The organism is Streptomyces sp. NPDC001933 (genome assembly GCF_042890955.1).
In the GTDB taxonomy this organism is placed as follows: domain Bacteria; phylum Actinomycetota; class Actinomycetes; order Streptomycetales; family Streptomycetaceae; genus Streptomyces.
The window spans coordinates 307680-330279 of record NZ_JBIASS010000010.1 but is presented as its reverse complement, the minus strand read 5'-3'; the positions used below and the strand labels follow the sequence as shown (position 1 = coordinate 330279).

Annotated in this window: 18 protein-coding genes; 12 read left to right on the top strand and 6 right to left on the bottom strand. The window is 71.0% G+C overall.

Translation table 11 applies throughout. The features are described 5' to 3' along the window. Nucleotides 1–15 precede the first annotated feature (15 nt). The gene (locus ACFYY7_RS25125; protein WP_388664677.1) at nt 16–1866 is read right to left on the bottom strand and encodes a serine hydrolase; all 1851 of its coding nucleotides are present in this window, start codon (nt 1864–1866) and stop codon (nt 16–18) included. 182 nt (nt 1867–2048) lie between these two features. Here ACFYY7_RS25125 and ACFYY7_RS25120 point away from each other — a divergent pair, with 182 nt between their 5' ends. From ACFYY7_RS25120 to ACFYY7_RS25110, 3 genes are read left to right on the top strand one after another with little or no spacing between them, the layout of a single operon-like run. Then, nucleotides 2049–3158 (top strand): NAD(P)H-dependent flavin oxidoreductase, encoded by a 1110-nt coding sequence (locus ACFYY7_RS25120; protein WP_388664675.1) that lies wholly within the window; start codon nt 2049–2051, stop codon nt 3156–3158. After that, a complete protein-coding gene (locus ACFYY7_RS25115; RefSeq protein ID WP_388664673.1) occupies nt 3155–4705 on the top strand; it encodes an acyl-CoA synthetase in 1551 nt (516 codons plus the stop codon). Before ACFYY7_RS25120 ends, ACFYY7_RS25115 begins: the two co-directional genes overlap by 4 nt. Before the next feature lie 60 nt (nt 4706–4765). After that, complete coding sequence (locus tag ACFYY7_RS25110) at nt 4766–5872, top strand: calcium:proton antiporter (protein WP_388664671.1); 1107 nt, start codon at nt 4766–4768, stop codon at nt 5870–5872. A 70-nt stretch (nt 5873–5942) separates the two neighbouring features. On the opposite strand, the gene ACFYY7_RS25105 is transcribed toward ACFYY7_RS25110, so the two are convergent. Then, nucleotides 5943–8360 (bottom strand): penicillin acylase family protein, encoded by a 2418-nt coding sequence (locus ACFYY7_RS25105; RefSeq protein WP_388664669.1) that lies wholly within the window; start codon nt 8358–8360, stop codon nt 5943–5945. A gap of 150 nt (nt 8361–8510) precedes the next feature. Here ACFYY7_RS25105 and ACFYY7_RS25100 point away from each other — a divergent pair, with 150 nt between their 5' ends. After that, nucleotides 8511–10010 carry an acyl-CoA synthetase gene (locus ACFYY7_RS25100; RefSeq protein WP_388664667.1) on the top strand — a complete coding sequence of 500 codons (1500 nt, stop codon included), beginning with the start codon at nt 8511–8513 and terminating at the stop codon, nt 10008–10010. Between the two features lie 17 nt (nt 10011–10027). Here the strand turns inward: ACFYY7_RS25100 and paaK are convergent, their stop codons facing one another. Continuing rightward, the gene (gene paaK / locus ACFYY7_RS25095) at nt 10028–11329 is read right to left on the bottom strand and encodes a phenylacetate--CoA ligase PaaK (protein WP_376420223.1); all 1302 of its coding nucleotides are present in this window, start codon (nt 11327–11329) and stop codon (nt 10028–10030) included. Between the two features lie 172 nt (nt 11330–11501). Here paaK and ACFYY7_RS25090 point away from each other — a divergent pair, with 172 nt between their 5' ends. Then, nucleotides 11502–13025: an alpha/beta fold hydrolase gene (locus tag ACFYY7_RS25090; protein ID WP_388664664.1), complete on the top strand. Its 1524-nt coding sequence runs from the start codon at nt 11502–11504 to the stop codon at nt 13023–13025. 26 nt (nt 13026–13051) lie between these two features. Here ACFYY7_RS25090 and ACFYY7_RS25085 read toward each other — a convergent pair whose 3' ends face one another. Next, the gene (locus tag ACFYY7_RS25085) at nt 13052–14680 is read right to left on the bottom strand and encodes an FAD-dependent oxidoreductase (RefSeq protein WP_388664662.1); all 1629 of its coding nucleotides are present in this window, start codon (nt 14678–14680) and stop codon (nt 13052–13054) included. 268 nt (nt 14681–14948) lie between these two features. Here ACFYY7_RS25085 and ACFYY7_RS25080 point away from each other — a divergent pair, with 268 nt between their 5' ends. The 7 genes from ACFYY7_RS25080 to ACFYY7_RS25050 all read left to right on the top strand — a co-directional run bounded on the left by ACFYY7_RS25080 (nt 14949) and on the right by ACFYY7_RS25050 (nt 20255). Then, nucleotides 14949–16070, top strand: a complete 1122-nt coding sequence (locus tag ACFYY7_RS25080; RefSeq protein ID WP_388664660.1) for a SchA/CurD-like domain-containing protein — start codon at nt 14949–14951, stop codon at nt 16068–16070. Nucleotides 16071–16146: 76 nt separating this feature from the next. Then, nucleotides 16147–16581 (top strand): cupin domain-containing protein, encoded by a 435-nt coding sequence (locus ACFYY7_RS25075; RefSeq protein ID WP_093551855.1) that lies wholly within the window; start codon nt 16147–16149, stop codon nt 16579–16581. Continuing rightward, on the top strand, nt 16578–17846 hold the full coding sequence (locus tag ACFYY7_RS25070; protein ID WP_266734641.1) for a beta-ketoacyl synthase: 1269 nt from the start codon (nt 16578–16580) through the stop codon (nt 17844–17846). The genes ACFYY7_RS25075 and ACFYY7_RS25070 overlap by 4 nt, the downstream gene beginning before the upstream one ends. Continuing rightward, nucleotides 17843–19093 carry a beta-ketoacyl synthase N-terminal-like domain-containing protein gene (locus tag ACFYY7_RS25065; protein WP_388664658.1) on the top strand — a complete coding sequence of 417 codons (1251 nt, stop codon included), beginning with the start codon at nt 17843–17845 and terminating at the stop codon, nt 19091–19093. The genes ACFYY7_RS25070 and ACFYY7_RS25065 overlap by 4 nt, the downstream gene beginning before the upstream one ends. A 15-nt stretch (nt 19094–19108) precedes the next feature. Next, nucleotides 19109–19366 (top strand): acyl carrier protein, encoded by a 258-nt coding sequence (locus tag ACFYY7_RS25060; RefSeq protein ID WP_266734639.1) that lies wholly within the window; start codon nt 19109–19111, stop codon nt 19364–19366. Between the two features lies 1 nt (nt 19367). Continuing rightward, complete coding sequence (locus ACFYY7_RS25055; protein WP_388664656.1) at nt 19368–19847, top strand: SRPBCC family protein; 480 nt, start codon at nt 19368–19370, stop codon at nt 19845–19847. 75 nt (nt 19848–19922) lie between these two features. After that, a complete protein-coding gene (locus tag ACFYY7_RS25050; RefSeq protein WP_356087529.1) occupies nt 19923–20255 on the top strand; it encodes a TcmI family type II polyketide cyclase in 333 nt (110 codons plus the stop codon). Nucleotides 20256–20328: 73 nt separating this feature from the next. Here the strand turns inward: ACFYY7_RS25050 and ACFYY7_RS25045 are convergent, their stop codons facing one another. Beyond that, the gene (locus ACFYY7_RS25045; RefSeq protein ID WP_388664654.1) at nt 20329–21411 is read right to left on the bottom strand and encodes a methyltransferase; all 1083 of its coding nucleotides are present in this window, start codon (nt 21409–21411) and stop codon (nt 20329–20331) included. A gap of 35 nt (nt 21412–21446) precedes the next feature. Continuing rightward, a complete protein-coding gene (locus tag ACFYY7_RS25040) occupies nt 21447–22508 on the bottom strand; it encodes a nitrous oxide reductase family maturation protein NosD (RefSeq protein WP_388664652.1) in 1062 nt (353 codons plus the stop codon). Nucleotides 22509–22600 lie beyond the last annotated feature (92 nt).

The following is a 22600-nucleotide window of genomic DNA, read 5'->3' as shown; positions in this document are numbered from 1 at the left end:
ACGGCCGGGCGCGGCTCAGTCCGCCGACGCCGTCCAGCCCAGTGCCTCGATGCGCACGGCGTCGGCGGGCCGGCTCTCGTTGAAGAGGGTCCGGTTGCCGTCCTCGACCCGGACGGCGTTCACGTACGCCCCCCGCCCGACGTACAGCTGGTCCGTCGTGTACCGCCACCTCAGCCGGACCTCCTTGCCGTGCCAGGCGGCGAGGTCCGCGTCCAGGCGGTGCCACACCCGGCCGGACCAGCCGGAGACCGCGCCGGTGGGGTGCGGTCCGGGCTCGGGGAGGGGTTTCTGCGATGTCGGGACGGTGGTGAAGGGGACCGGCTGCCAGGTCGCCCCGGCGTCCGCCGACGCCTCCAGGAAGAGGAAGTCGGAGCCGGGCTCGGTGTCCCACCACAGGGCCGAGCTCAGCCGGGCGTGCGAGGAGGCGATCCGCAGCGGTGGCAGGGTGAGCGTGGCCGAGGCGGCGCTCGTCATTCCGGAGAACCACGCCGTACGGCCACGGGCGGGACGGACCGCGACGGCGCGCGCCATCTGATTGGCCGTGGCTACGCGCGGTGCGCTTCCGGAGCGCCAACTGCGCACCGGGTGGACCGAGTTGCCGAGGACGATCAGGAACGAGTCGGTCGTCGGGTCCAGTACGAGACTGGTGCCGGTGAAGCCGGTGTGGCCCGCGGTGCGCGGGGTGGCCATCGCCCCCATGTACCAGTGCTGGTAGAGCTCGAAGCCGAGACCGTGCTCGTCGCCGGGGAACGCGGTGTTGAAGTCGGTGAACAGCAGGTCGACCGATTCGGCGGAGAGGATCCGCGCGCGGCCGTAGACCCCGCCGTTGAGCAGCGTACGGGCGAGGATCGCCAGGTCCCAGGCGCAGGAGAAGACCCCGGCATGGCCCGCGACCCCGTCCAGGCTGTGCGCGTTCTCGTCGTGCACCTCGCCCCAGACCAGCCCGCGGTCCAGCCCGGACCAGGGCAGCCGGGCGTCCTCGGTGGCGGCGATCTTCGGCTTCCAGGAGGCCGGGGGGTTGTACCGGGTGCGGTGCATGCCGAGCGGGGCGGTGATCTGCTCACGGAGCAGGACGTCCTGCTTGCGGCCGGTGATCTTCTCCAGGACCAGCTGGAGCGAGATCAGGTTGAGGTCGGAGTAGAGGTACACCGTTCCGGGCGGGCTGGCCGGCACCTCGTTCCACAGCAGTTGGAGCTTTCCCTCCCGCGTCGGCGCTTTGTACAGCGGGATCCAGGCGCGGAAGCCCGAGGTGTGCGTGAGCAGCTGACGGATCGTGATGTCCTGCTTGCCGCCGCCCGCGAAATCGGGGAGGTACGAGGCGACCTTCGCCTCCAGCTCCAGCGTCCCGCGCTCGATCTGCTGCACGGCCAGGATCGAGGTGAACAGCTTCGAGACCGACGCCAGGTCGAAGACGGTGTCCTCGGCCATGGCGATCTGCTGGTCCGGCGGGAACTCCACCCCGGTGTCGGACTTCTCGTCGTACGCCGCATAGCGCACGGCCTTGCCGATCGGCCGGTGCAGGGCCACCGTGCCGCCCCGCCCGGCGAGCAGCACCGCCCCCGCGTACCAGGGGTGCTTCGGGGAGGCGGCGAGGAACTTCTCCGCGTCGGCGACCAGTTGGTCCAGGGGCTCCTGGAGCAGCCCGGCGCGGTCGGCCGGGCCGCGCCGCAGCGTCGGCCTGCCGTGCCCCGGTGCGCCGCTCCCGGTGATCCCTGTGCGCATGTCCGACGACCCCGCCCCCGACTCCATGGCCGACGCCCGTTCCGCGAACGGAATCGGCGCCAGGGCGAGTGCCCCGCCCAGGGCCAGCATCCCACTGCCCAGCCTCCGTCGGCTGATCCCTCTGTCCGCCGCGTCCTCGGTCATCCGGAACCCCTTCTCACTGAACGAAAGTAACTTTCGAAAATTCGTCCGGCAATGAAACTTCCTGCCGCCGCAGAGATTACTGTCACCCCCGCCGCCACGGAGGCCCCCTGCGCCACAAAGAATCTGACACTGCATCAGAAAATCTCTTCCCTCGGATGACCGGCTGCGGCATCCTGCGGCCCATGGAGACGGAGCTGAGCAAGAAACTGGGAGTCGAGCACGCCATCTTCGGCTTCACGCCGTTCCCCGCGGTGGCCGCGGCCATCACCCGGGCCGGCGGATTCGGCGTACTCGGCGCGGTCCGCTACACCGCCCCCGACGACCTCGCGCGCGACCTCGACTGGATGCAGGAGCACACCGACGGCAAGCCGTACGGCCTCGACGTCGTCATGCCGGCGAAAAAGGTGGAGGGGGTGACCGAGGCCGACGTCGAGGCGATGATCCCGGCCGGCCACCGCCAGTTCGTCCAGGACACCCTCGCCAAGCACGGCGTCCCCGAACTCCCCGAGGGCGAGGCGTCCGGCTGGCGCATCACCGGCTGGATGGAGGAGGTCGCACGCAACCAGCTCGACGTCGCCTTCGACTACCCCATCCGGCTCCTCGCCAACGCCCTCGGGCCGCCGCCCGCCGACGTAGTCCAGCGGGCCCACGACCGGGGCGTGCTCGTCGCCGCCCTCGCCGGGAGCGCCAAACACGCCCGCCACCACGCCGACGCGGGCATCGACATCGTCGTCGCCCAGGGGTACGAGGCGGGCGGCCACACCGGCGAGATCGCCTCCATGGTCCTGGTCCCGGACGTGGTCGACGCCGTCGGAACGCTGCCCGTCCTCGCCGCCGGCGGCATCGGCAGCGGCGAGCAGATCGCCGCCGGACTGGCCCTCGGCGCCCAGGGCGTCTGGCTAGGCTCCCTCTGGCTGACCACCGAGGAGGCCGACCTCCACTCCCGCGCCCTGACCCGCAAACTCCTCGCCGCCGGCTCCGGCGACACCGTCCGCTCCCGCGCCCTCACCGGCAAGCCCGCACGCCAGCTCCGTACCGAATGGACCGACGCATGGGACGACCCGGCCGGGCCCGGCACCCTCCCCATGCCGCTCCAGGGACTGCTGGTGGCCGAGGCCGTCTCGCGCATCCAGAAGTACGAGACCGGCGCGCTGCTCGGCACCCCCGTCGGCCAGATCGTCGGCCGGATGAACAGCGAACGCAGTGTGCAGGCCGTCTTCGACGACCTGACCCGCGGCTTCGAGCGAGCCGTGGACCGGATCAACCGCATCGCCGGACGGAGCGCCTCATGAGTCAGCCGCCCAACGGCTTCTGGGCCCAGGCCACAGCCGACCCCGACCGCACGGTCCTGACCGCTCCCGACGGCGAGAGCTGGACGGCGGGCCGGCTGCACGCCGCCGCCAACCGCCTCGTCCACGGACTGCGCGCGGCCGGGCTGCGGAGCGGCGACGCGTTCGCGGTGGTGCTGCCCAACGGCGTCGAGTTCTTCACCGCCTACCTCGCCGCCTCCCAGGCCGGCCTCTATCTCGTACCCGTCAACCACCACTTCGTCGGCCCCGAGATTGCCTGGATCGTCGCCGACTCCGGCGCCAAGGTGCTCATCGCGCACGAGCGGTTCGCGCAGGCCGCGACCGAGGCCGCCGACGAGGCGGAGCTGCCGGCGAGCCACCGCTACGCCGTGGGCACGGTCGACGGCTTCCGCCCGTACGCCGAACTGCTCGAAGGGCAGCCCGAGGACGCCCCTCGGGACCGCACTCTGGGCTGGGTCATGAACTACACCTCGGGCACCACGGGCCGCCCGCGCGGCATCCGCCGCCCGCTCTCCGGCAAGCTCCCCGAGGAGAGCCACCTCGGCGGGTTCCTCGGCATCTTCGGCATCAAACCGTTCGACGGCAACGTCCACCTGGTCTGCTCGCCGCTCTACCACACCGCCGTCCTGCAGTTCGCGGGCGCGTCCCTGCACATCGGGCACCCGCTGGTCCTGATGGACCGGTGGACGCCCGAGGAGATGCTGCGGCTCATCGACACCCACCGCTGCACCCACACGCACATGGTCCCGACCCAGTTCCACCGCCTGCTCGCCCTCCCCGACGAGGTGAAGCGGCGCTACGACGTCTCGGCCATGCGGCACGCCATCCACGGTGCCGCGCCCTGCCCCGACCACGTCAAGCGCGCCATGATCGACTGGTGGGGGAGATGCGTCGAGGAGTACTACGCGGCCAGTGAGGGCGGCGGCGCCTTCGCCACCGCGGAGGACTGGCTGAAGAAGCCGGGCACGGTCGGCAGGGCCTGGCCGATCAGCGAACTCGCCGTCTTCGACGACGACGGCAACCGGCTGCCGCCCGGCGAACTCGGCACCGTCTACCTGAAGATGAACACCGGCGGCTTCAGCTACCACAAGGACGAGACCAAGACCCGGAAGAACCGCATCGGGGACTTCTTCACCGTCGGCGATCTCGGCATCCTCGACGAGGACGGCTACCTCTTCCTCCGCGACCGCAAGATCGACATGATCATCTCCGGTGGGGTCAACATCTACCCCGCCGAGATCGAGGGCGCCCTCCTCGGCCACCCCGCGGTCGCCGACGTCGCCGTCTTCGGCATTCCACATCCCGACTGGGGCGAGGAGGTCAAGGCAGTGGTCGAACCGGCCGAGGGGCACGAGGCGGGCCAGGAGCTCGCCGCCGCGATCCTGCGCCACTGCGAACAGCGCCTGGCCGGGTACAAGCGCCCCAGAAGCATCGACTTCATCGATGTGATGCCCCGCGACCCCAACGGCAAGCTCTACAAGCGGCGGCTGCGCGACCCGTACTGGGAGGGCCGCTCACGGGCCCTGTGAGCCGCCGTCCGGCCGCCGCCCGACGAGCGCCCCGGTACCCGCTCTGGCAGGGTGTGGCCCATGAACGCGCTCGCGACGGTCCGGACACTGGCCACCCGGTGGACGGTGGTCGTGCCGGTCGTCGCCGCGCTCGCCCTGGTCTTCAGCTGGGGCCGGGAGCTGCCGGCGTTCGCCGTCGCCGTGGTCGCGCTCTGTCTCGCGGGCGCCGTCCTGGCCGCCGTGCACCACGCCGAGGTCATCGCGCACCGGGTCGGCGAACCGTTCGGCTCGCTCGTACTCGCCGTCGCCGTCACCGTGATCGAAGTGGCCCTCATCGTCACACTGATGGTGGACGGCGGCCCCAAGACGTCGGCGCTCGCCCGGGACACCGTCTTCGCCGCCGTGATGATCACCTGCAACGGCATCGTCGGCCTTTCGCTGCTCGTGGGCGCCGTTCGCAGCCGCGTCGTCGTCTTCAACGCCGAGGGCTCCGGGGCCGCCCTCGCGACCGTCGCCACCCTCGCCACGCTCAGCCTGGTCCTGCCGACCTTCACCGTCGGCAGACCGGGCCCCGAGTTCTCCACCGCCCAGCTGACCTTCGCCGCCGTCGCCTCACTCCTCCTGTACGGACTGTTCGTCGCCGTGCAGACGGTGCGGCACCGTGAGTACTTCCTGCCCCTCACACCCGAGGGCGAGCTCAAACCGGACGAGCACCACGCGGTGCTGCCCGGCCGGGGCGCCACCGCGCTGAGCCTGGTGATGCTGCTGATCGCCCTGGTCGCGGTCGTCGGCGATGCCAAGTCCGTATCGCCGACCATCGAGTCCGGGGTGGAGGCGGCCGGGATGCCCCAGGCGGTGGTCGGCGTCGTCATCGCGCTGCTGGTGCTGCTGCCGGAGACCCTGGCGGCGGTCCGGGCCGCCCGCCGCGAACGCCTCCAGACCAGCCTCAATCTCGCCCTCGGCTCGGCGATGGCGAGCATCGGCCTGACCATCCCGGCCATCGCCCTCGCCTCGGTCTGGCTCGACGGACCGCTCCATCTCGGCCTCGGCGCCACCCATATGGTGCTGCTCGCCCTCACCGTGGTGGTCGGCGCGCTGACCGTCGTACCGGGACGGGCCACCCTGCTCCAGGGCGGCGTCCATCTCTCGATCTTCGCCGCGTTCGTCTTCCTCGCGATCAGCCCCTGATTCCCCGCGATCGGTCCCTGTCCGCCCCCCCACCGGGCGGGCGGACAGGGACCGATCGCACCGCGAGGAGCTACCGGCGTTCGTGGACTCGCACGATCCGCAGCGCCGGCGAGCGCAGGATGTCCTTCTCGCAGAACCGGGACGTCACCCACCGCTCACCCGAGTACAGCTCGGTCTGGTCGCTGTAGTGCGCCGAGCCCGGGTCGGAGGACTGCGAGTACGTGAGCAGGGTGCGTGCCACCGGGCACTTCCCGCCGTCCCAGCCGACCGCCTGGATGTAGCTGGAACCGGCCGAAACCTCCTGGTAGCCGCCGGACGCCGCGTCCCACACCGCCTCCGTCTTGTTCCAGATGCCGAGCGATTCCGTACCGCCGCCGATCGGGATGCGCTTCCCGTTCCGTTCCACCCACTGGTGCCGGCCCAGCGGGGCGTCCAGCGCGATCCCGGCGGCCCGCAGTTCGGCCACCGTGTCGGCGAGAGCCCTGGCGACGCCGGGTGCCGAGGTGTTCAGCGTGTTCGGCGTACCGACCGGATCGGCGGGGGAGAAGGGCACCTTCCACAGCTCGCTCTGCGGGACCGCGGCCGTCGCCCTGCGCCAGAACCGGTCGAAGAGCAGCGCTCCCCGGCTGCCGGTGTCGGTCTTCCGGTCCCAGCGCCGCAGCACCTCGCACGCCGCCGACACGTCGACCGCCGTGCCGTCGCTGCCGACCGCACGGCCGCCGGGCAGCGCCGCGCAGGCCGCCGCCAGGTCGGCGGCGGTCAGATCACCGGCCGGCGCACGGTTGGCGAACTGCTGGCCCTGGAGATCGGCCACCGTCAGCCGGCCCTTCGCCGCCATCGCCGAGACATCCTCGATCGCGCCCCGGGTCCGCATCGAGCGGGGCGTGCCGACGGTGCCGAACACCCGCTCGTACCCGGTCAGCGGCGCGTCCGCGTTGGTCAGCCAGGCGCTGTCGTTGGAGTTCTCCACGTACGGGGCGTCCTTCACGGTGGGCATCCGGCCCGGCCCGAAGATCCCCGGCTGCACGGCGTCCGGGTCCGAACCGAGGGCGCAGTCGCTCCTGGAGCCGTCCAGCACCGCCAGCCCGGAGGCCGGATACGTCGCCCTGCCCAGAGCCGTGGAACACCGCCCCGCGAGCTCGTCCGTGATCTTCGGCAGCACCTGCGACTGCGAGAAGAACGAATGCCCGGACGAATCGGCGGCGATGGTGTTCACCCATGGCAGCCCCTGGGTTCGACGCAGCGCCGCCCCGATGTCAGCGGTGCTGCGAGCCCGGCTGAAACCGAGACCGGCGTCCGAGAAACGCAGATTCACCGCGTTGGGGTCATTGAGCGCGTACGCGGTCGTCGCCGTCCAGGGCAGCGGCAGCCCGGCACCGAGCGAGGTGATGACCGGCCCGTACCGGGTCGACCACTGGGTGCGGGTCACCGCACCGCCGCCCTTCACCGCGACCGAGACCGTGCGCTTCGTCATCCGCTCGGGTCTGCCGTCCACCAGATACACGGTCGGATCGGCCGGATCGAGGGTGAGCTGATGGAGGTTGACCGGGACACCGGTGGCGACGGTGTGGCTCCACGCGATGTTCGCGTTGTGCCCGATCGAGACGATCGGCGCGCCGAGCAGCGAACCGCCCGCCACGTCCAGCTCGCCGGGAATCGTCTGCTGGGACTGCCAGAACCGCCGACCGCCCTGCCACGGGTAGTGCGGATTGCCCAGCAGCAGACCCCGTCCGTTCGCCGTCGTGTCGCCGCGGAACGCCACCGCGTTGGAGCCCATGTCCGCGTTCTGCGTCGACAGCAGCCGCCGGGCCGCGTCCGCCGCGTCGCCCGGCGACGGGACCTCGGGCGTCCCCGCCGCCCCGGTCGGCGGCTGAGCGCCCGTGATGCCGTCGATGCCGCGCCCCTGACCGCCGAGCACCGAGAGCGCGTAGCCGCGCGCCACCACGTCCAGCGTCGTCACCGGCCGCACCCAGTCGGCGCCCCGGCAGGCCGGGTCGTCGATCCGGTTCTGCGCCAGCCAGGCGTTGTAACCGGCCGCCCAGCCGCGCTCCAGCTCCCTGACATCACGGCTCTGACCCGCCGGCGCCGGCTGCTTCAGCAGCTTCTCCAGGGTGCGGGCCTCGCGGATCCGGCGGAAGTACAGATCGCTGGAGAGGTTCTTCGTCGCGGCGGACAGCGAACCGTCCGGAGCCGCGTCGGGACCGAAGTACCGGGACCGTTCGCCGCGCAGCGTCACGAAGCCGTCGGCGAGGGTGCACACCTGGTCGGCGGCCTGGGCCCAGCCGTTGCCGAAGCCCAGGTTCGCGTAGTCCTTCGCCACGATGTGCGGGATGCCGTACTCGGTGTACCGGATCGTGGCGGACAGCCCGCCGCCCGACGGACGGTGGGAGCGCGGGCCGTCGGCCGCGGCGGGCGGCAACGACGCCGAAACGGTGAACAGCGCGAGGCCGGATATCGCAAGAAGTCTCAGACGGTTGCGGAGTGGCAACGGTCCTCCCAACTGTGCGGGTGCGAAAGGCGGTTGCCCGAGGGTTCGAGTCGCCACGCGCAACTCAGCCAGCACGCTCGCACCCCTGTCAACATCCCCACCGGTATCCGGACCCTTGACCCCCGGGTTCCGGCCGCACAGGATCACGCCATGACAGGTGTACGGAGCAGCACAGTCGACGGAGTCCTGGCACGGAGCGCCCGGCGCACCCCGGAGCGCACCGCCCTGCGGTACGCGGACAGGTCATGGACGTACGCGGAGCTCGACACGGCCGTCAGCACCGCCGCCGCCGTGCTCGCAGGCGAGCACGGACTGCGCCCCGGCGACCGGGTCGCCTGCTACGCGCACAACTCCGACGCGTATCTGATCGGCTTTCTCGGCTGCGCCCGCGCGGGCCTGGTCCACGTACCGGTCAACCAGAACCTCACCGGCGACGACCTCACGTACATCCTCGAACAGTCCGGCAGCGCCCTCGTCCTCACCGACCCGGACCTCGCCGGCCGGATTCCGGCCGCGTTCCCCGTACGCCCGCTGCGCGACGCACCGGACTCCCTGCTGGCGGCGACCGCCACCCCGCGCCCCTTCGTCCCGGAACGGGAACCGGCCGCGACAGACCTCGTCCAGCTGCTCTACACCTCGGGCACCACCGCGCAGCCCAAGGGCGCGATGATGACCCACGGGGCGCTCGTGCACGAGTACGTCAGCGCCATCACGGCGCTCGACCTGCGCGCCACCGACCGGCCCGTCCACTCGCTGCCGCTCTACCACTCCGCGCAGATGCATGTCTTCCTGCTGCCCTACCTCGCGGTCGGGGCGCGGAATACCATCCTCGACGCACCCGACGCCGACCGGATCTTCGACCTCGTCGAGACGGGGCAGGCCGACAGCGTCTTCGCCCCGCCGACCGTCTGGATCGGCATCTCCCAGCACCCCGACTTCGCCACCCGCGAACTCGGCGGCCTGCGCAAGGCGTACTACGGTGCTTCGATCATGCCCGTGCCCGTACTGGAACGGCTCCGCGAACGGCTGCCCGCGCTCGCCTTCTACAACTGCTTCGGGCAGAGCGAGATCGGCCCGCTCGCCGCCGTCCTCGGACCGGACGAGCACGAGGGCCGGATGGACTCCTGCGGCAGGCCCGTCCTCTTCGTCGAGGCCCGGGTCGTCGACGAGGACGGCCAGGAGGTCCCCGACGGCACGGCCGGCGAAGTGGTCTACCGCTCACCCCAGTTGTGCGAGGGCTACTGGGACAAGCCCGAGGAGACCGCCGAAGCCTTCCGCGACGGCTGGTTCCACTCCGGCGACCTCGCGGTGCGCGACGCCGAGGGCTTCCTCACCGTCGTCGACCGGGTGAAGGACGTCATCAACTCCGGCGGCGTCCTCGTCGCCTCCCGGCAGGTCGAGGACGCCCTCTACACCCACCCCGCCGTCGCCGAGGCCGCGGTCGTCGGACTGCCCGACGAGCGCTGGATCGAGGCCGTCACCGCCGTCGTGGTGCTGCGCGGCGACGCGACGGCGGCCGAACTCATCGACCACGCCCGCGAGCGGCTCGCCCACTTCAAGGCCCCGAAGAAGGTCCTCTTCGTGGACGAACTGCCACGCAATGCCAGCGGCAAGATCCTCAAGCGGGAGCTGCGCGACCGGTTCGCGTAGCGGACGGCCCGGAGCCCTCAGGGCGTGTCCGCACGCCCGCCGCGCTCGTCCACGATCCGCCGGAACTTGCCGACCGACCGCTCCAGCGTCTCGGGATCGACGATCTCCACCCCGACCGACACCCCGATCCCGTCCTTGACGGCCGCCGTGATCGACGCCGCGGCCGCCGTCCGCTGCTCCGGGGTGGCCCCGGCCCGCGCCTCGGCCCGTACGGTCAGCGCGTCGAGCCGGCCCTCCCGGGTCAGCCGCAGCTGGAAGTGCGGCGCCACCCCCGGGGTGCGCAGCACGATCTCCTCGATCTGCGTCGGGAAGAGGTTCACGCCGCGCAGGATCACCAGATCGTCGCTGCGCCCGGTCACCTTCTCCATCCGCCGGAACACCCGGGCCGTGCCCGGCAGCAGCCGGGTCAGGTCCCGCGTCCGGTAGCGGATCACTGGCATGGCCTCCTTGGTGAGCGAGGTGAAGACCAGCTCGCCCTCCTCGCCCTCGGGCAGCACCTCACCGGTGAAGGGGTCGACGACCTCGGGATAGAAGTGGTCCTCCCAGATGTGCAGCCCGTCCTTCGTCTCGACACACTCCTGCGCCACACCGGGCCCCATCACCTCCGAGAGCCCGTAGATGTCGACGGCGTCGATGGCGAACCGCTCCTCGATCTCGCGCCGCATCTCCTGCGTCCATGGCTCGGCACCGAAGATCCCGACCTTCAGGGAGGTCGACCGCGGATCGACGCCCTGCCGTTCGAACTCGTCGAGGAGGGTCAGCATGTACGACGGGGTCACCATGATGATCTCGGGGCGGAAGTCCTGGATCAGCTGGACCTGGCGGGCGGTCATGCCCCCCGAGGCGGGAATGACCGTGCAGCCGAGCCGCTCCGCCCCGTAGTGGGCGCCGAGCCCGCCGGTGAACAGCCCGTACCCGTAAGCCACATGGACCTTCTGCCCGGGGCGCCCGCCGGCCGCCCGGATGGAGCGGGCGACGACGTCGGCCCAGGTGTCCAGGTCCCGCTGGGTGTAGCCGACGACGGTCGGACGGCCCGTCGTCCCGCTGGACGCGTGGATCCGGCGCACCTGCTCCTCGGGCACGGCGAACATGCCGAAGGGGTAGTTGTCCCGCAGATCGGCCTTGGTCGTGAAGGGGAAGCGGGCGAGATCGGCGAGCGTACGGCAGTCGTCCGGGCGCAGCCCGGCCCGGTCGAACGCGGCCCGGTAGTGGCCGACGTTCTCGTACGCGTGGTGCAGCGTGGCCCGCAGCCGCTCCAGCTGGAGTGCCTCCAGCTCGTCCCGGCCCAGCCGTTCCGCCTGGTCCAGCGCAGACGTCATCGGGATCTCCCTCTTCCGAGCAGGCGACCGATCATTCGGTCGATCTTTCGGTAGCAGTAATTCAGTATGTTCCGCCCGATGGCAAGAGGGGCGACGCGGCTGATCCACATCGCGGCTTCGCTCATACCGAACACGGCTGCGCCGCCCGTCGGGCGCTGTTTGGATGGCGGGCATGCCGATCTTCCACGCATACGACGGGACCGAACTCGCCTACCGCCTTCTCGGGAAGGGCGCACCGCTGATCTGCCTGCCCGGCGGGCCGATGCGGGCCGGTGCGTACCTCGGGGACCTCGGCGGCCTCTGTGCCCGCCGCCGGCTCGTGGTGCCGGATCTGCGCGGCACCGGGGACTCCGCGGTGCCGGACGACCCGTCGGCCTACCGCTGCGACCGGCTGGTCGACGACGTCGAGGCGCTGCGCGAACACCTCGGCGAGGAACGCGTCGACCTGCTCGCCCACTCCGCCTCCGCCAACCTGGCCGCGCTGTACGCCGCCAGGTACCCGGAGAGGATCCGTACGCTCACGCTCGTCACCCCCGGCACCCGGGCGGTCGGCATCGACGTCACCGAGCAGGACTGGCGTGAGGCGAGTGAACTGCGGCGCCACGAACCGTGGTTCACGCAGGCGCGGGCCGCGCTGGACGACTTCCTCGCCGGCCGTGCCTCGGACCGGGTCCGGGCCGCGGTCGCGCCGTTCGCCTACGGGCGCTGGGACGATGCCGCGCGCGCCCATGCCGCCGAGGCGGCCGCACAGACCAACTCCGAGGCCGGTTCGGTCTATTACCAGGACGGCGTCTTCGATCCGCCCACCACGAACGCCGCGCTGGCGGCGGTCACCGCACCGGTGCTCGTCCTCGCGGGGGAGTACGACGCGGGACCGACCCCGGACCGCGCCGCCGAACTGGTCGCGCTCTTCCCCGACGCCGAGTTCGTCGTGCAGCGCGGCGCCGCGCACTTCCCCTGGCTCGACGACCCGGGCGCCTTCGTCCGTACGGTGGAGGCCTTCCTCGACCCGGAGGTGCACAGCGTGCACGCCGGTGGCACCCGGCTCGCCCACCGGGTCTGGGGAGACCCGGCGGCGCCACCCGTCGTGCTCGCCCACGGCCGCTGCGACAACAGCGGGACCTGGACCGAGGTCGCCGAACGCCTCGCCTCCGAACACCGGGTGTACGCCTTCGACTTCCGCGGTCACGGACTCAGCGACTGGCCCGGCCGCTACTCCTTCGAGCTGTTCCGGGACGATCTGCACGCCTTCCTGGAGGCACGCAATCTGGCGGGGGCCACGGTGATCGGCCACTCCATGGGCGCCGCTGCCGCCTGTCTGCTCGCCGAGCGGGAACCCGGGCTGATCGGCCGGCTCGTCCTGGAGGAGATGCCGCCGCCGTTCCCGCTCGATCCGCCGCGCCCCCTCGCCGAACGGCCCGACGGCGAACTCGACTTCGACTGGGCCCTGGTGCCGTCGACCGATGCCCAGCTGAACGAGCCCGATCCCGCCTGGGCGGAACGGCTCGGCGGGATCACCGCCCCCACCCTCGTCATCGGCGGCGGCCCCACCAGCCAGATTGCCCAGGAAAGGCTGAGCCGGCTGGCGGGGCGGATACCGGACGGCCGGTTCGTCACCATCGACGCCGGACACCACGTCCATACCGACCGGCCGGAAGAATTCCTCTCGGCGTTACGGGCGTTCGGTCTGTCCTGAGCCCGCCGCCGATGCCGCCGGCCCGGTCAGGAGCGGTGCAGCAGGGTGGTCAGGACCTCGTGGAGGGTGCTCTCGGCATCCGCCGCGGGGTCCGTCGACCGCCAGGCCACGAAGCCGTCCGGACGCACCAGCACGGCGCCCTGAGCCGTGGTGCCGTGGAGTTCGGCCCAGTCCGCGCCGTTCTCCGGCTCCAGATCGGAGCCCGCACCGATGCCGTACGCCTGGAGCCGCACCGAGAGCCGGTCGGCGACCCGTGCCGCGGCCCGCCGCCACGTCACGTCCGTACCGTCGGTGAGCAGCACGAGGGTGTGTTCGTACAGATCGAGTGTGGACTTGCGCTCACCGCCCTGATGAACCCACAGATGCGGCGCGCGACTTCCAGGTTCACCGTTCAACTGCACGCCCTGCGGCACCACCGGCTGCTCGGGGTCGGTGCCCAGCACCGCGCCGCGGACGTAGCGGTAGCCCAGCGCCACGCTGAGCATGCCGCCCTGCTTCCCGCCGCCGACGCCCGGCGCCGCCGAATATCCGGGGTGGCTGTGCTCGCTGGAGCGCGCCGAAGCCCGTTGGCTCGTCGCCCGCGCCACCGGCAGCCGCTCCGCCTCGTAGGTGTCCAGCAGGCCGGGGCCCGCCTCGCCCTTCAGAACGGCGGCGAGCTTCCACGCCAGGTTGTGCGCGTCCTGGATGCCGGTGTTGGAGCCGAACGCGCCGGTGGGGGACATCTCGTGCGCCGAGTCACCGGCGAGGAAGACCCGGCCGCTGGAGTAGCGCTCGGCGACCCGCTCCGCGGCGTGCCACGGCGCCTTCCCGGTGATCTCGATGTCGATGCCCGGAGCGCCGACCGCGGTGCGGATGTGCTCGGCACACCGCTCGTCGGTGAAGTCCTCCATGGTTTCGCCGAGTTGTGGCTGCCACGGCGCGTGGAACACCCAGTCCTTCTTGTTGTCGACCGGCAACAGGGCTCCGTCCGCTGCCGGGTTGGTCAGATAGCAGACGATGAACCGCCGGTCGCCCAGCACATCGGCGAGCTGCCGGGAGCGGAAGGTGATGCTGACGTTGTGGAACAGGTCGCCGGGACCCGTACGGTCGATGCGCAGCTGCTCACGGATGGGGCTGCGCGGGCCGTCGGCCGCGATGAGGTAGTCCGCGCGGACACTGATGTGCTCGCCGGTCTCCCGGTTCTTCAGCGCCGCGTCCACCCCCGACGGGTCCTGGTCGAAGCTCTGCATCTCGGTGGAGAACCGCAGGTCACCGCCCTGTTCCCGGGCCTGTTCCACCAGCACCGGCTCCAGGTCGTTCTGGCTGCACAGGCACCAGCCGGTCGGGCTGAACCGGGCGATCCCGCCCCCCGGGTCGATCTCCTTGAACAGCCACTCCTGGTCGTCCCCGGTGAGTGAACCGGCTTGCAGGATGCCGTGGTTGTCGGCGAGGACCGAGGCCGCCCGCCGGATGCCGGCCTCGGCACCCGCGGCACGGAACACCTCCATCGTGCGGACGTTGTTGCCGCGGCCGCGCGGGTGGGTGGAAGTGGACCGGTGCTTCTCGACCAGAAGGTGCTCGATCCCGAGCCGGCCGAGGAATAGCGAGGCGGACAGGCCCACCAGGGAGCCGCCCACGATGAGGACCGGTACGCGAATGTCGACGTTCTCGTTCATCAGTTGCTCCAGCTCGGACGCCGTTCGGATGCAATGTTCAATGCCCTGGTGAGAGCGGTTCGGACGCCTGCTCACCTGAACGGTTCATAAATCTCGCGCCACCCGGACCAGCGTTTCACGATCGGTCACGGAGACGACGCCCGCGGCCCGGGGGGCGGACCGATCACATCCGCCGGGAGAGTCCCCGCTCCGAATCCACTCGCCAACCGACGGTTGACGGCGTGCCACCCGGCACGGCCGGCGAACCGTCCTCGAAGGAGATCGAAAGATGACCACCACCCTCTCGGAACGGATCTCCCAGTCCGCCTTCGACGGTTCCCGGCTGCGCGTCGTGCTGCTGCTGGACCTCTACGACGGTGCCCAGAAGGAGTTTCTGGAGGCGTACGAGCACCTGCGCAATCAGGTGGCATCCGTTCCAGGGCACATCAGCGACCAGCTGTGCCAGTCCATCGAGAACCCCTCTCAGTGGCTGATCACCAGCGAATGGGACAGCGCACCCCCGTTCCTCGCCTGGGTGAACAGCGAGGAGCACGTCGCCACGGTCCAGCCGCTGCACAACTGCGTGCGCGACACCAGGTCGCTGCGGTTCAGCGTGCTGCGGGAGACCGGGAAGGCCTTCGAGATGGCACCCGAGCCGGCCAAGGGCCGCCTCCAGGCGTCCCCGCGTCTGGGTGACGGCGTGGTGCGCCACGCGCTCACCTTCACCGTCAAGCCGGGCACCGAGGACATCGTGGCCAAGATCCTCGCCGACTACGACTCCCCCAACGCACGGGTCGACGAGGACACCCGACTGCGCCGCACCTCGCTCTTCATGCACGGAAACCGCGTCGTGCGGGCCGTCGAGGTCGAGGGCGACCTGCTCGCCGCCCTGCGCCACGTCGCCCGGCAGCCCGAGGTCAGGGCCGTCGAAGAGGCGATCAACCCGTATCTGGTGCAGGACCGGGACCTCAGCGACCCGGACTCCGCCCGGATGTTCTTCACCCGGGCGGCGCTCCCCACCGTCCATCACGTGACCGCCGGCCGGCACAAGGCCGAGGACGTCCGCCGGCACGCGCTCTTCTACCAGGCCAAGGAGGGCTGCGGCATGGCACTCGCCCGGCTCCTGGCCGAGCACGACGAGGAGGCGGCCGACGACCCGACGAGCATCATCGACAGCAGCACCATCTTCCAGCGCGACGACGTCGTCGTCCGCCTCCTCGAAGCGGTCGAACCCATCGACGCCCAGCCCGCCCAGGCGGTGGGCATCGACGGCGCCGGCAAGGTGGCAAGGCTCGGGCGTCTCCTCGACGGCGGGAACAACGCCGTGCCCACGGACGAGCAGGGCATCTCGCACTTCCTCACGCAGTCCGAGATGACCCTGATCACAGATCGGCGGGCCATGGAGTCCTGAACCGCGCATCCGCACCCTGGGGGGTTCTCGCTCAACCCGTCATTACAACGCGCAATGCGCCAGGAGGAAAGCAGTCATGACCATGCACCGGCCACGCATCGTGGACCTCAGTGAGACGCAGCCCAACCGCAGGCGCGGAGGAGACCTGCGCGCCATGCTCACCCCGACAGCGGTGGGAGCCACCAGTGGCTTCATGGGGCTGGCGATCGTCCAGCCCGGCGACCGCATCGGCGAGCACTACCACCCGTACTCGGAGGAGTTCGTGTACGTGGTGAACGGGCTGCTGGAAGTGGACCTGGACGGTGAACCGCACCGGATGCGGCCCGACCAGGGCCTGCTGATCCCTCCCCATGTACGCCACCGATTCCGCAACGTGGGCGATGTCGAGGCCCGCATGGTCTTCCACCTCGGCCCGCTCGCCCCGCGCCCCGAACTCGGCCACGTCGACACCGAGCACACCGAATCCGCGGACCGCGTCGCACCTCCGGAACGAACGGAGGCCGCTTCATGACCCGCCGCGTGGCGGTCACCGGCGTCGGTGTCGTCGCCCCGGGCGGCATCGGCGCACCGGCCTTCTGGGACCTCCTCGCGAACGGACGCACCGCCACCCGGGGCATCACGCTCTTCGACCCGGCCGGCTTCCGCTCCCGGATCGCCGCCGAGTGCGACTTCGACCCGGCGGCGCACGGGCTGGACGCCGGCACCGTCGACCGGTCGGACCGCTACATCCAGTTCGCGATGGTGGCGGCCAGGGAGGCCCTCGGCGACGCGGGCCTCGACCCGGAGAAGGTGGACCCCTGGCGCATGGGGGTGTCGCTGGGCACCGCGGTCGGCGGCACCACCCGGCTGGAGCACGACTACGTCGCGGTCAGTGAGAGCGGTGCGCGCTGGGACGTCGACCCCCGGCCGGCCGGCCCGCACCTGGAGCGGGCCTTCTCACCCAGTTCGCTCGCCTCGGCGGTCGCCGAGCAGGTCGGTGCGCACGGCCCGGTGCAGACCGTCTCCACGGGCTGCACCTCCGGTCTCGACGCGATCGGGTACGCCTTCCAGTCCATCGAGGAGGGCCGCGTCGACGTGTGCGTCGCCGGGGCGTCCGACTCACCGATCACCCCGATCACCGTGGCGTGCTTCGACGCGATCAAGGCCACCTCGGCGAACAACGACGACCCGGAGCACGCCTCCCGGCCGTTCGACGCACGCCGCGACGGCTTCGTCATGGGCGAGGGCGGCGCGGTCCTCGTCCTGGAGGAGCTGGAACACGCCCGCGCCCGCGGTGCCACGGTGTACTGCGAGATCGCGGGCTACGCCACCTTCGGCAACGCCTACCACATGACCGGGCTGACCCCCGAGGGCCTGGAGATGGCCGAGGCGATCAACCGGGCGCTGGGCCACGCCCGCATGGACGGCACGCAGATCGACTACGTCAACGCGCACGGCTCGGGCACCAAGCAGAACGACCGGCACGAGACGGCCGCCGTGAAGCGGGCCCTGGGCGCGCACGCCTTCGACATCCCGATGAGTTCGATCAAGTCCATGGTCGGCCACTCTCTGGGGGCGATCGGGGCGATAGAAATCGCGGCCTGCGTACTCGCCCTGGAGCACCAGACGGTGCCGCCGACGGCGAACTACGAGACCCCCGACCCCGAGTGCGACCTCGACTACGTGCCCCGCACCGCACGCCCGATGAAGCTGCGCAGCGTCCTCTCGGTGGGCAGCGGCTTCGGCGGCTTCCAGTCCGCGGTCGCCCTGACCCGTACAGGTGGGAGGACACCATGAGAACCCGCAAAGCCCGGCGCACCGTCGTCACCGGCATCGGTGTGGTCGCCCCCAACGGCAACAACACCGAAGCCTTCTGGAAGCGGACGCACGAAGGAATAAGCGTCCTCGACCGGGTCACCCGCGAGGGCTGCGAACACCTGCCCCTGCGGGTCGCGGGCGAAGTGCGGGGATTCGAGGCGGTCGAGCTGATCGAGGAGCGCTTCCTCGTCCAGACCGACAAGTTCACGCACTTCGCGATGGCCGCCGCGGACATCGCGCTGGACGACGCCCGGCTCGGCCGCGCCGACTACGAGGACTCACCCTTCGACGTCGGCGTCGTCACCGCGGCCGGCTCCGGCGGCGGAGAGTTCGGCCAGCGTGAACTCCAGCGGCTGTGGGGACAGGGCTCCAGCTATGTGGGCCCCTACCAGTCCATCGCCTGGTTCTACGCGGCCAGCACCGGCCAGATCTCGATCCGCGGCGGCTTCAAGGGGCCGTGCGCGGTCGTGGCCAGCGACGAGGCCGGCGGTCTGGACGCGCTGGCGCACGCCGCCCGTTCGATCCGGGGCGGTGCCGAGGCGGTGGTGGTCGGCGCGGCCGAGGCCCCGCTGGCGCCCTACTCGGTCGTCTGCCAGCTCGGGTACGAGGACCTGAGCACCGTCGAGGACCCCACCCGCGCCTACCGGCCGTTCACCTCGGACGCCTGCGGCTTCGTGCCGGCCGAGGGCGGCGCCATGCTGGTGGTCGAGGAGGAGCAGTCGGCACGCCGGCGCGGCGCCAGGGTACGGGCCGAACTCGCCGGGCACGCCGCCACGTTCACCGGAGCGGCCAGATGGAAGGAGTCCCGGGAGGGCCTCGCCCAGGCGATCATCGGCGCCCTGCGGGAGGCCGACTGCGCGCCGGACGAGATCGACGTCGTCTTCGCGGACGCCCTCGGCGTACCCGCGGCCGACCACGCCGAGGCGCTGGCGATCGCCGACGCCCTCGGCGCGCACGGCAAGCGGGTCCCGGTGACGGCGCCGAAGACCGGGATCGGGCGCGCGTACTGCGGTGCACCGGTGCTGGACGCGGCCGCCGCGGTGCTCTCCATGGAGAACGCGCTCATACCCCCGACGCCGAACGTCTTCGAGGTGTGCCACGACCTCGACGTCGTCACCGGCTGCGCCCGCCCCGCCGAACTGCGGACGGCGCTGGTGCTCAGCCGCGGGCTCATGGGCTCGAACGCCGCGATCGTGCTGCGGTGCTCCACCGACCCCCGAACGTGAGAAGGAGAAGTCCTCATGACCGACCGACTGACCTACACGGAACTCGCCGTCCTGATGAAGAAGGGCGCCGGAGTCTCCGTCGACCCGCTCGACATGGAGCAGCGCCCCGGTTCGGCCTTCGACGAGTACGGCCTGGACTCGCTGGGCCTGCTCGGCATCGTCGGCGTGCTGGAGAACCGGCACGGCCGGCCGCTGCCGGCCGACGCGGACCGTTGCAAGACCCCGCAGGAATTCCTCGACCTCGTCAACAACAGCCTCATGACAGGAGCCTGAAGTGCCCGGACACACCGAGAACGAGATCACCATCGCCGCCCCCCTGGACCTGGTCTGGGACGTGACGAACGACCTGGAGAACTGGCCGCGGCTGTTCAGTGAGTACGCCGCGGTCGAGATCATCGAGCGGGACGGTGACAGCACCACCTTCCGTCTGACGATGCACCCCGACGAGAACGACAAGGTGTGGAGCTGGGTCTCCGAGCGGACCGTGGACCGCGGTGGGCGCACGGTCCGCGCCCGTCGTGTGGAGCCCGGTCCGTTCCAGCACATGAACATCCGGTGGGAGTACTCCGAGGTGCCCGGCGGCACGAAGATGCACTGGACCCAGGACTTCGCGATGCGTCCCGACGCACCCGTCGACGACGCCTGGATGACCGACAACATCAACCGCAACTCCAAGGTCCAGATGGAGCTGATCCGGGACAAGATCGAGCAGCGCGACCGGGAGCGCCGCACCGCCCCGGTCGGGGCCAACTGACCCGCCATCCGCCCACGGCCCGCCACCCCGCCCCCGGGCCGGGTGGCGGGCCGCGAACCAGAAAGGCAACTCCCGATGCACCACGCTCTGATCGTCGCCCGGATGGCACCGGGTTCGGCGCCGGACATCGCCGAACTGTTCGCGGCCTCCGACAGCGGCGAACTGCCCCACCTCGTCGGTGTGACCAGGCGCAAGCTCTTCCAGTTCGGCGACGTGTATCTGCACCTGATCGAGTCGGAGCAGCCGCCGGGCCCCGAGATCGCGAAGGTGACCGAGCACCCCGAGTTCAGGGACATCAGCGACAAGCTCACCGCCTACGTCAGCGCGTACGACCCGAAGACCTGGCGGAGCCCCAAGGACGCCATGGCCCACGAGTTCTACACGTGGGAGCGCGGCACCCCCGCCTGAGACGGACGATCGCCCCGGGTCCGGCCGAGAGGCCGGACCCGGGGCGATTCGCATGCCCGGGGAGGGGGGGAGGTCAGCCGGGGACCACGCACTCGAACGCGTCCAGGTAGGGGTTGACCGCGACGACGTCGCCGATCAGCAGCCCGGCGTCCGAGATCCGGGTGACCAGGCTCTCCCTGGTGTGCTTCGCGCCGCCCACGTTCAGGAGCAGCAGCAGGTCCATCGCGGTGGTGAACCGCATCGAGGGGGTGTCGTCGACGAGGTTCTCGATGACGACGACCCTGGCGCCCGGCCGGGCCGCCGCGATCACGTTGCGCAGCGTCCTGCGGGTGCTCTCGTCGTCCCACTCCAGGATGTTCTTGATGATGTAGAGATCGGCATCGACGGGGATGGCCTCACGGCAGTCCCCGGCGACGATCCGGGTCCGGTCGACGAGCGCGCCCTCGTCGCGCAGCCGCGCGTCGGCGCGGGCCACCACGCCCGGCAGATCCATCAGCGTGCCGTGCAGCGAGGGGTCCTTCTCCAGCAGGCTCGCCAGTACGTGCCCCTGGCCGCCGCCGATGTCGGCGACCGTGGACACCCCGGTGAGGTCCAGGAGCTCGGCGACGTCCAGCGCGGACTGCATGCTGGAGGTGGTCATCGCACGGTTGAAGATCTGCGCGGACTCGTGGGCCTCCTGGTGGAGGTAGTCGAAGAACCCCTTGCCGTGCACGTCGGCGAAGACGCTCTTGCCGGTGCGCACCGCGTCGTCGAGGCGCGGCCAGACGTCCCAGGTCCAGGGCTCGGTGCACCACAGCGAGATGTCGCGCAGGCTGTTGGGGTCGTCCTTGCGCAGCAGGCGTGACATCTCCGTGTGGGCGAACTGCCCGTCCGGGGTCTCGGTGAAGATCCCGTAGCAGGACAGGGCGCGCAGCAGCCGCCGCAGCGGCGCCGGCTCGGCCTTCACCAGCGCCGCGAGCTCCTGCGCCGTGGCGGGCGTCTCGCCCAGCGCGTCGGCGACGCCCAGACGGGCGGCGGCGCGCACGGCGGCGGCCCTGGCCGCGCCGAAGACCAGCTCACGCAGTTGCATGGCCGGCTGCGGGGGAGTGACTGGGTGCGGGAGGGCGGCGTGTACGGGGGAGGGGGCGGGGGTCGGGGTGGGGCTCACAGTGGTCATGCTGTCTCGCTTCTCCTCGTGCGGGGGTGCACCGGTCAGCACATGCCGGCCGGTGCGGACTTGGCGCAGACGTTGTCGGTGAAGGTGTTGCCCTTGCCGGTGTCCCCATTGGCGAGGTCGGCCGGCTTGTTGCCGAGCACGACGTTGCCGGTGATGGTGTTGCCGGTGTTCTTCGTGCCCACGAAGCTCTTGAACAGGACGACGCCGCCGGACATCGGGGTGGCGCCGGAGTTGTCGCGGATGGTGTTCGAGCGCACCTTGGTGTCCGCGGCGCCGGTGAGCACGAGGCCGGAGCCCTGGAGGGCCGACAGCCGTTCGGTCGCGGAGCAGAACTTGTTGTTGCCGGTGATCTCGTTGGACTCGATGGTCATGGCGCCGGCCTGCGGCTTTCCTTCGTCGCCCACGACGAACACACCGGTGCAGTTGCCGGAGGCGCTGTTGTCGTGGACCGAGAGGTTCCGGACCCGCCTGGCGGTGAATCCGATCCGGTTGTCCTTCAGCGTGTTTTCCCGGACCTCGGTGCCCCGGGTGTCGGTGGCGCCGCCCTCCTTGTCGACGGTGTTCGCGACGAAGATGCCGGCGTCGCCGTTGGCACGGGCGGTGTTGCCGATGAACGCGCCGCGGGTGGAGCGCTCCTGGGCGATGCCCCAGACACCGTTGTGCTCGGAGATGACCCGGCGGACGGTCAGCCGGTCGGTCCAGGAGGCCCAGACGCCGTTCTTCTTGAACCCGGACAAGGTCAGCGATTCGATGCGGACGCCGTCCACGGTCTTGCCCGACCGGCCCTGGACGCAGATTCCACTGCCGGCCTTCGTGCAGGCGTCGGCGGCCTTCGTGCCCGCCTCGGCAGGCCGGATCACGGTCTTGCTGCCGGCGCCGCGCAGGGTCAGGTCGGGTTTGGTGACCAGGACGCTCTCCCGGTACGTGCCGGGCAGCAGGACGATGGTGTCACCCGGCTGGGCGGCGTCCACCGCTTTCTGGATCGACTCGCCCGGACGGACCTCGTGCGAGTCCGTGGCCGAGGCGGAGGACATTCCACACCCAGCGGCTGAGAGGGCCAGGATCGGGACAAAAGCCCTGATGTTTCGTTTCTTCATGAGTCGAAAACTATGGGCGATCTCCCCCTGTTGCCACATAGGGTGAGCGGATGGGTTCGGAGCGTGCCCGAATGGGTGACGTGGGCTCCGCC

Coding starts and splice junctions, on each gene's coding strand:
- ACFYY7_RS25100 (WP_388664667.1), top strand. CDS start 8,511: ATGACAGGTGTACGGAGCAGCACAGTCGACGGAGTCCTGGCACGGAGC.
- ACFYY7_RS25090 (WP_388664664.1), top strand. CDS start 11,502: ATGCCGATCTTCCACGCATACGACGGGACCGAACTCGCCTACCGCCTT.
- ACFYY7_RS25050 (WP_356087529.1), top strand. CDS start 19,923: ATGCACCACGCTCTGATCGTCGCCCGGATGGCACCGGGTTCGGCGCCG.
- paaK (WP_376420223.1), bottom strand. CDS start 11,329: ATGACGTCTGCGCTGGACCAGGCGGAACGGCTGGGCCGGGACGAGCTG.
- ACFYY7_RS25085 (WP_388664662.1), bottom strand. CDS start 14,680: ATGAACGAGAACGTCGACATTCGCGTACCGGTCCTCATCGTGGGCGGC.
- ACFYY7_RS25115 (WP_388664673.1), top strand. CDS start 3,155: ATGAGTCAGCCGCCCAACGGCTTCTGGGCCCAGGCCACAGCCGACCCC.
- ACFYY7_RS25065 (WP_388664658.1), top strand. CDS start 17,843: ATGAGAACCCGCAAAGCCCGGCGCACCGTCGTCACCGGCATCGGTGTG.
- ACFYY7_RS25045 (WP_388664654.1), bottom strand. CDS start 21,411: ATGACCACTGTGAGCCCCACCCCGACCCCCGCCCCCTCCCCCGTACAC.
- ACFYY7_RS25075 (WP_093551855.1), top strand. CDS start 16,147: ATGACCATGCACCGGCCACGCATCGTGGACCTCAGTGAGACGCAGCCC.
- ACFYY7_RS25060 (WP_266734639.1), top strand. CDS start 19,109: ATGACCGACCGACTGACCTACACGGAACTCGCCGTCCTGATGAAGAAG.
- ACFYY7_RS25110 (WP_388664671.1), top strand. CDS start 4,766: ATGAACGCGCTCGCGACGGTCCGGACACTGGCCACCCGGTGGACGGTG.
- ACFYY7_RS25120 (WP_388664675.1), top strand. CDS start 2,049: ATGGAGACGGAGCTGAGCAAGAAACTGGGAGTCGAGCACGCCATCTTC.
- ACFYY7_RS25080 (WP_388664660.1), top strand. CDS start 14,949: ATGACCACCACCCTCTCGGAACGGATCTCCCAGTCCGCCTTCGACGGT.
- ACFYY7_RS25125 (WP_388664677.1), bottom strand. CDS start 1,866: ATGACCGAGGACGCGGCGGACAGAGGGATCAGCCGACGGAGGCTGGGC.
- ACFYY7_RS25040 (WP_388664652.1), bottom strand. CDS start 22,508: ATGAAGAAACGAAACATCAGGGCTTTTGTCCCGATCCTGGCCCTCTCA.
- ACFYY7_RS25070 (WP_266734641.1), top strand. CDS start 16,578: ATGACCCGCCGCGTGGCGGTCACCGGCGTCGGTGTCGTCGCCCCGGGC.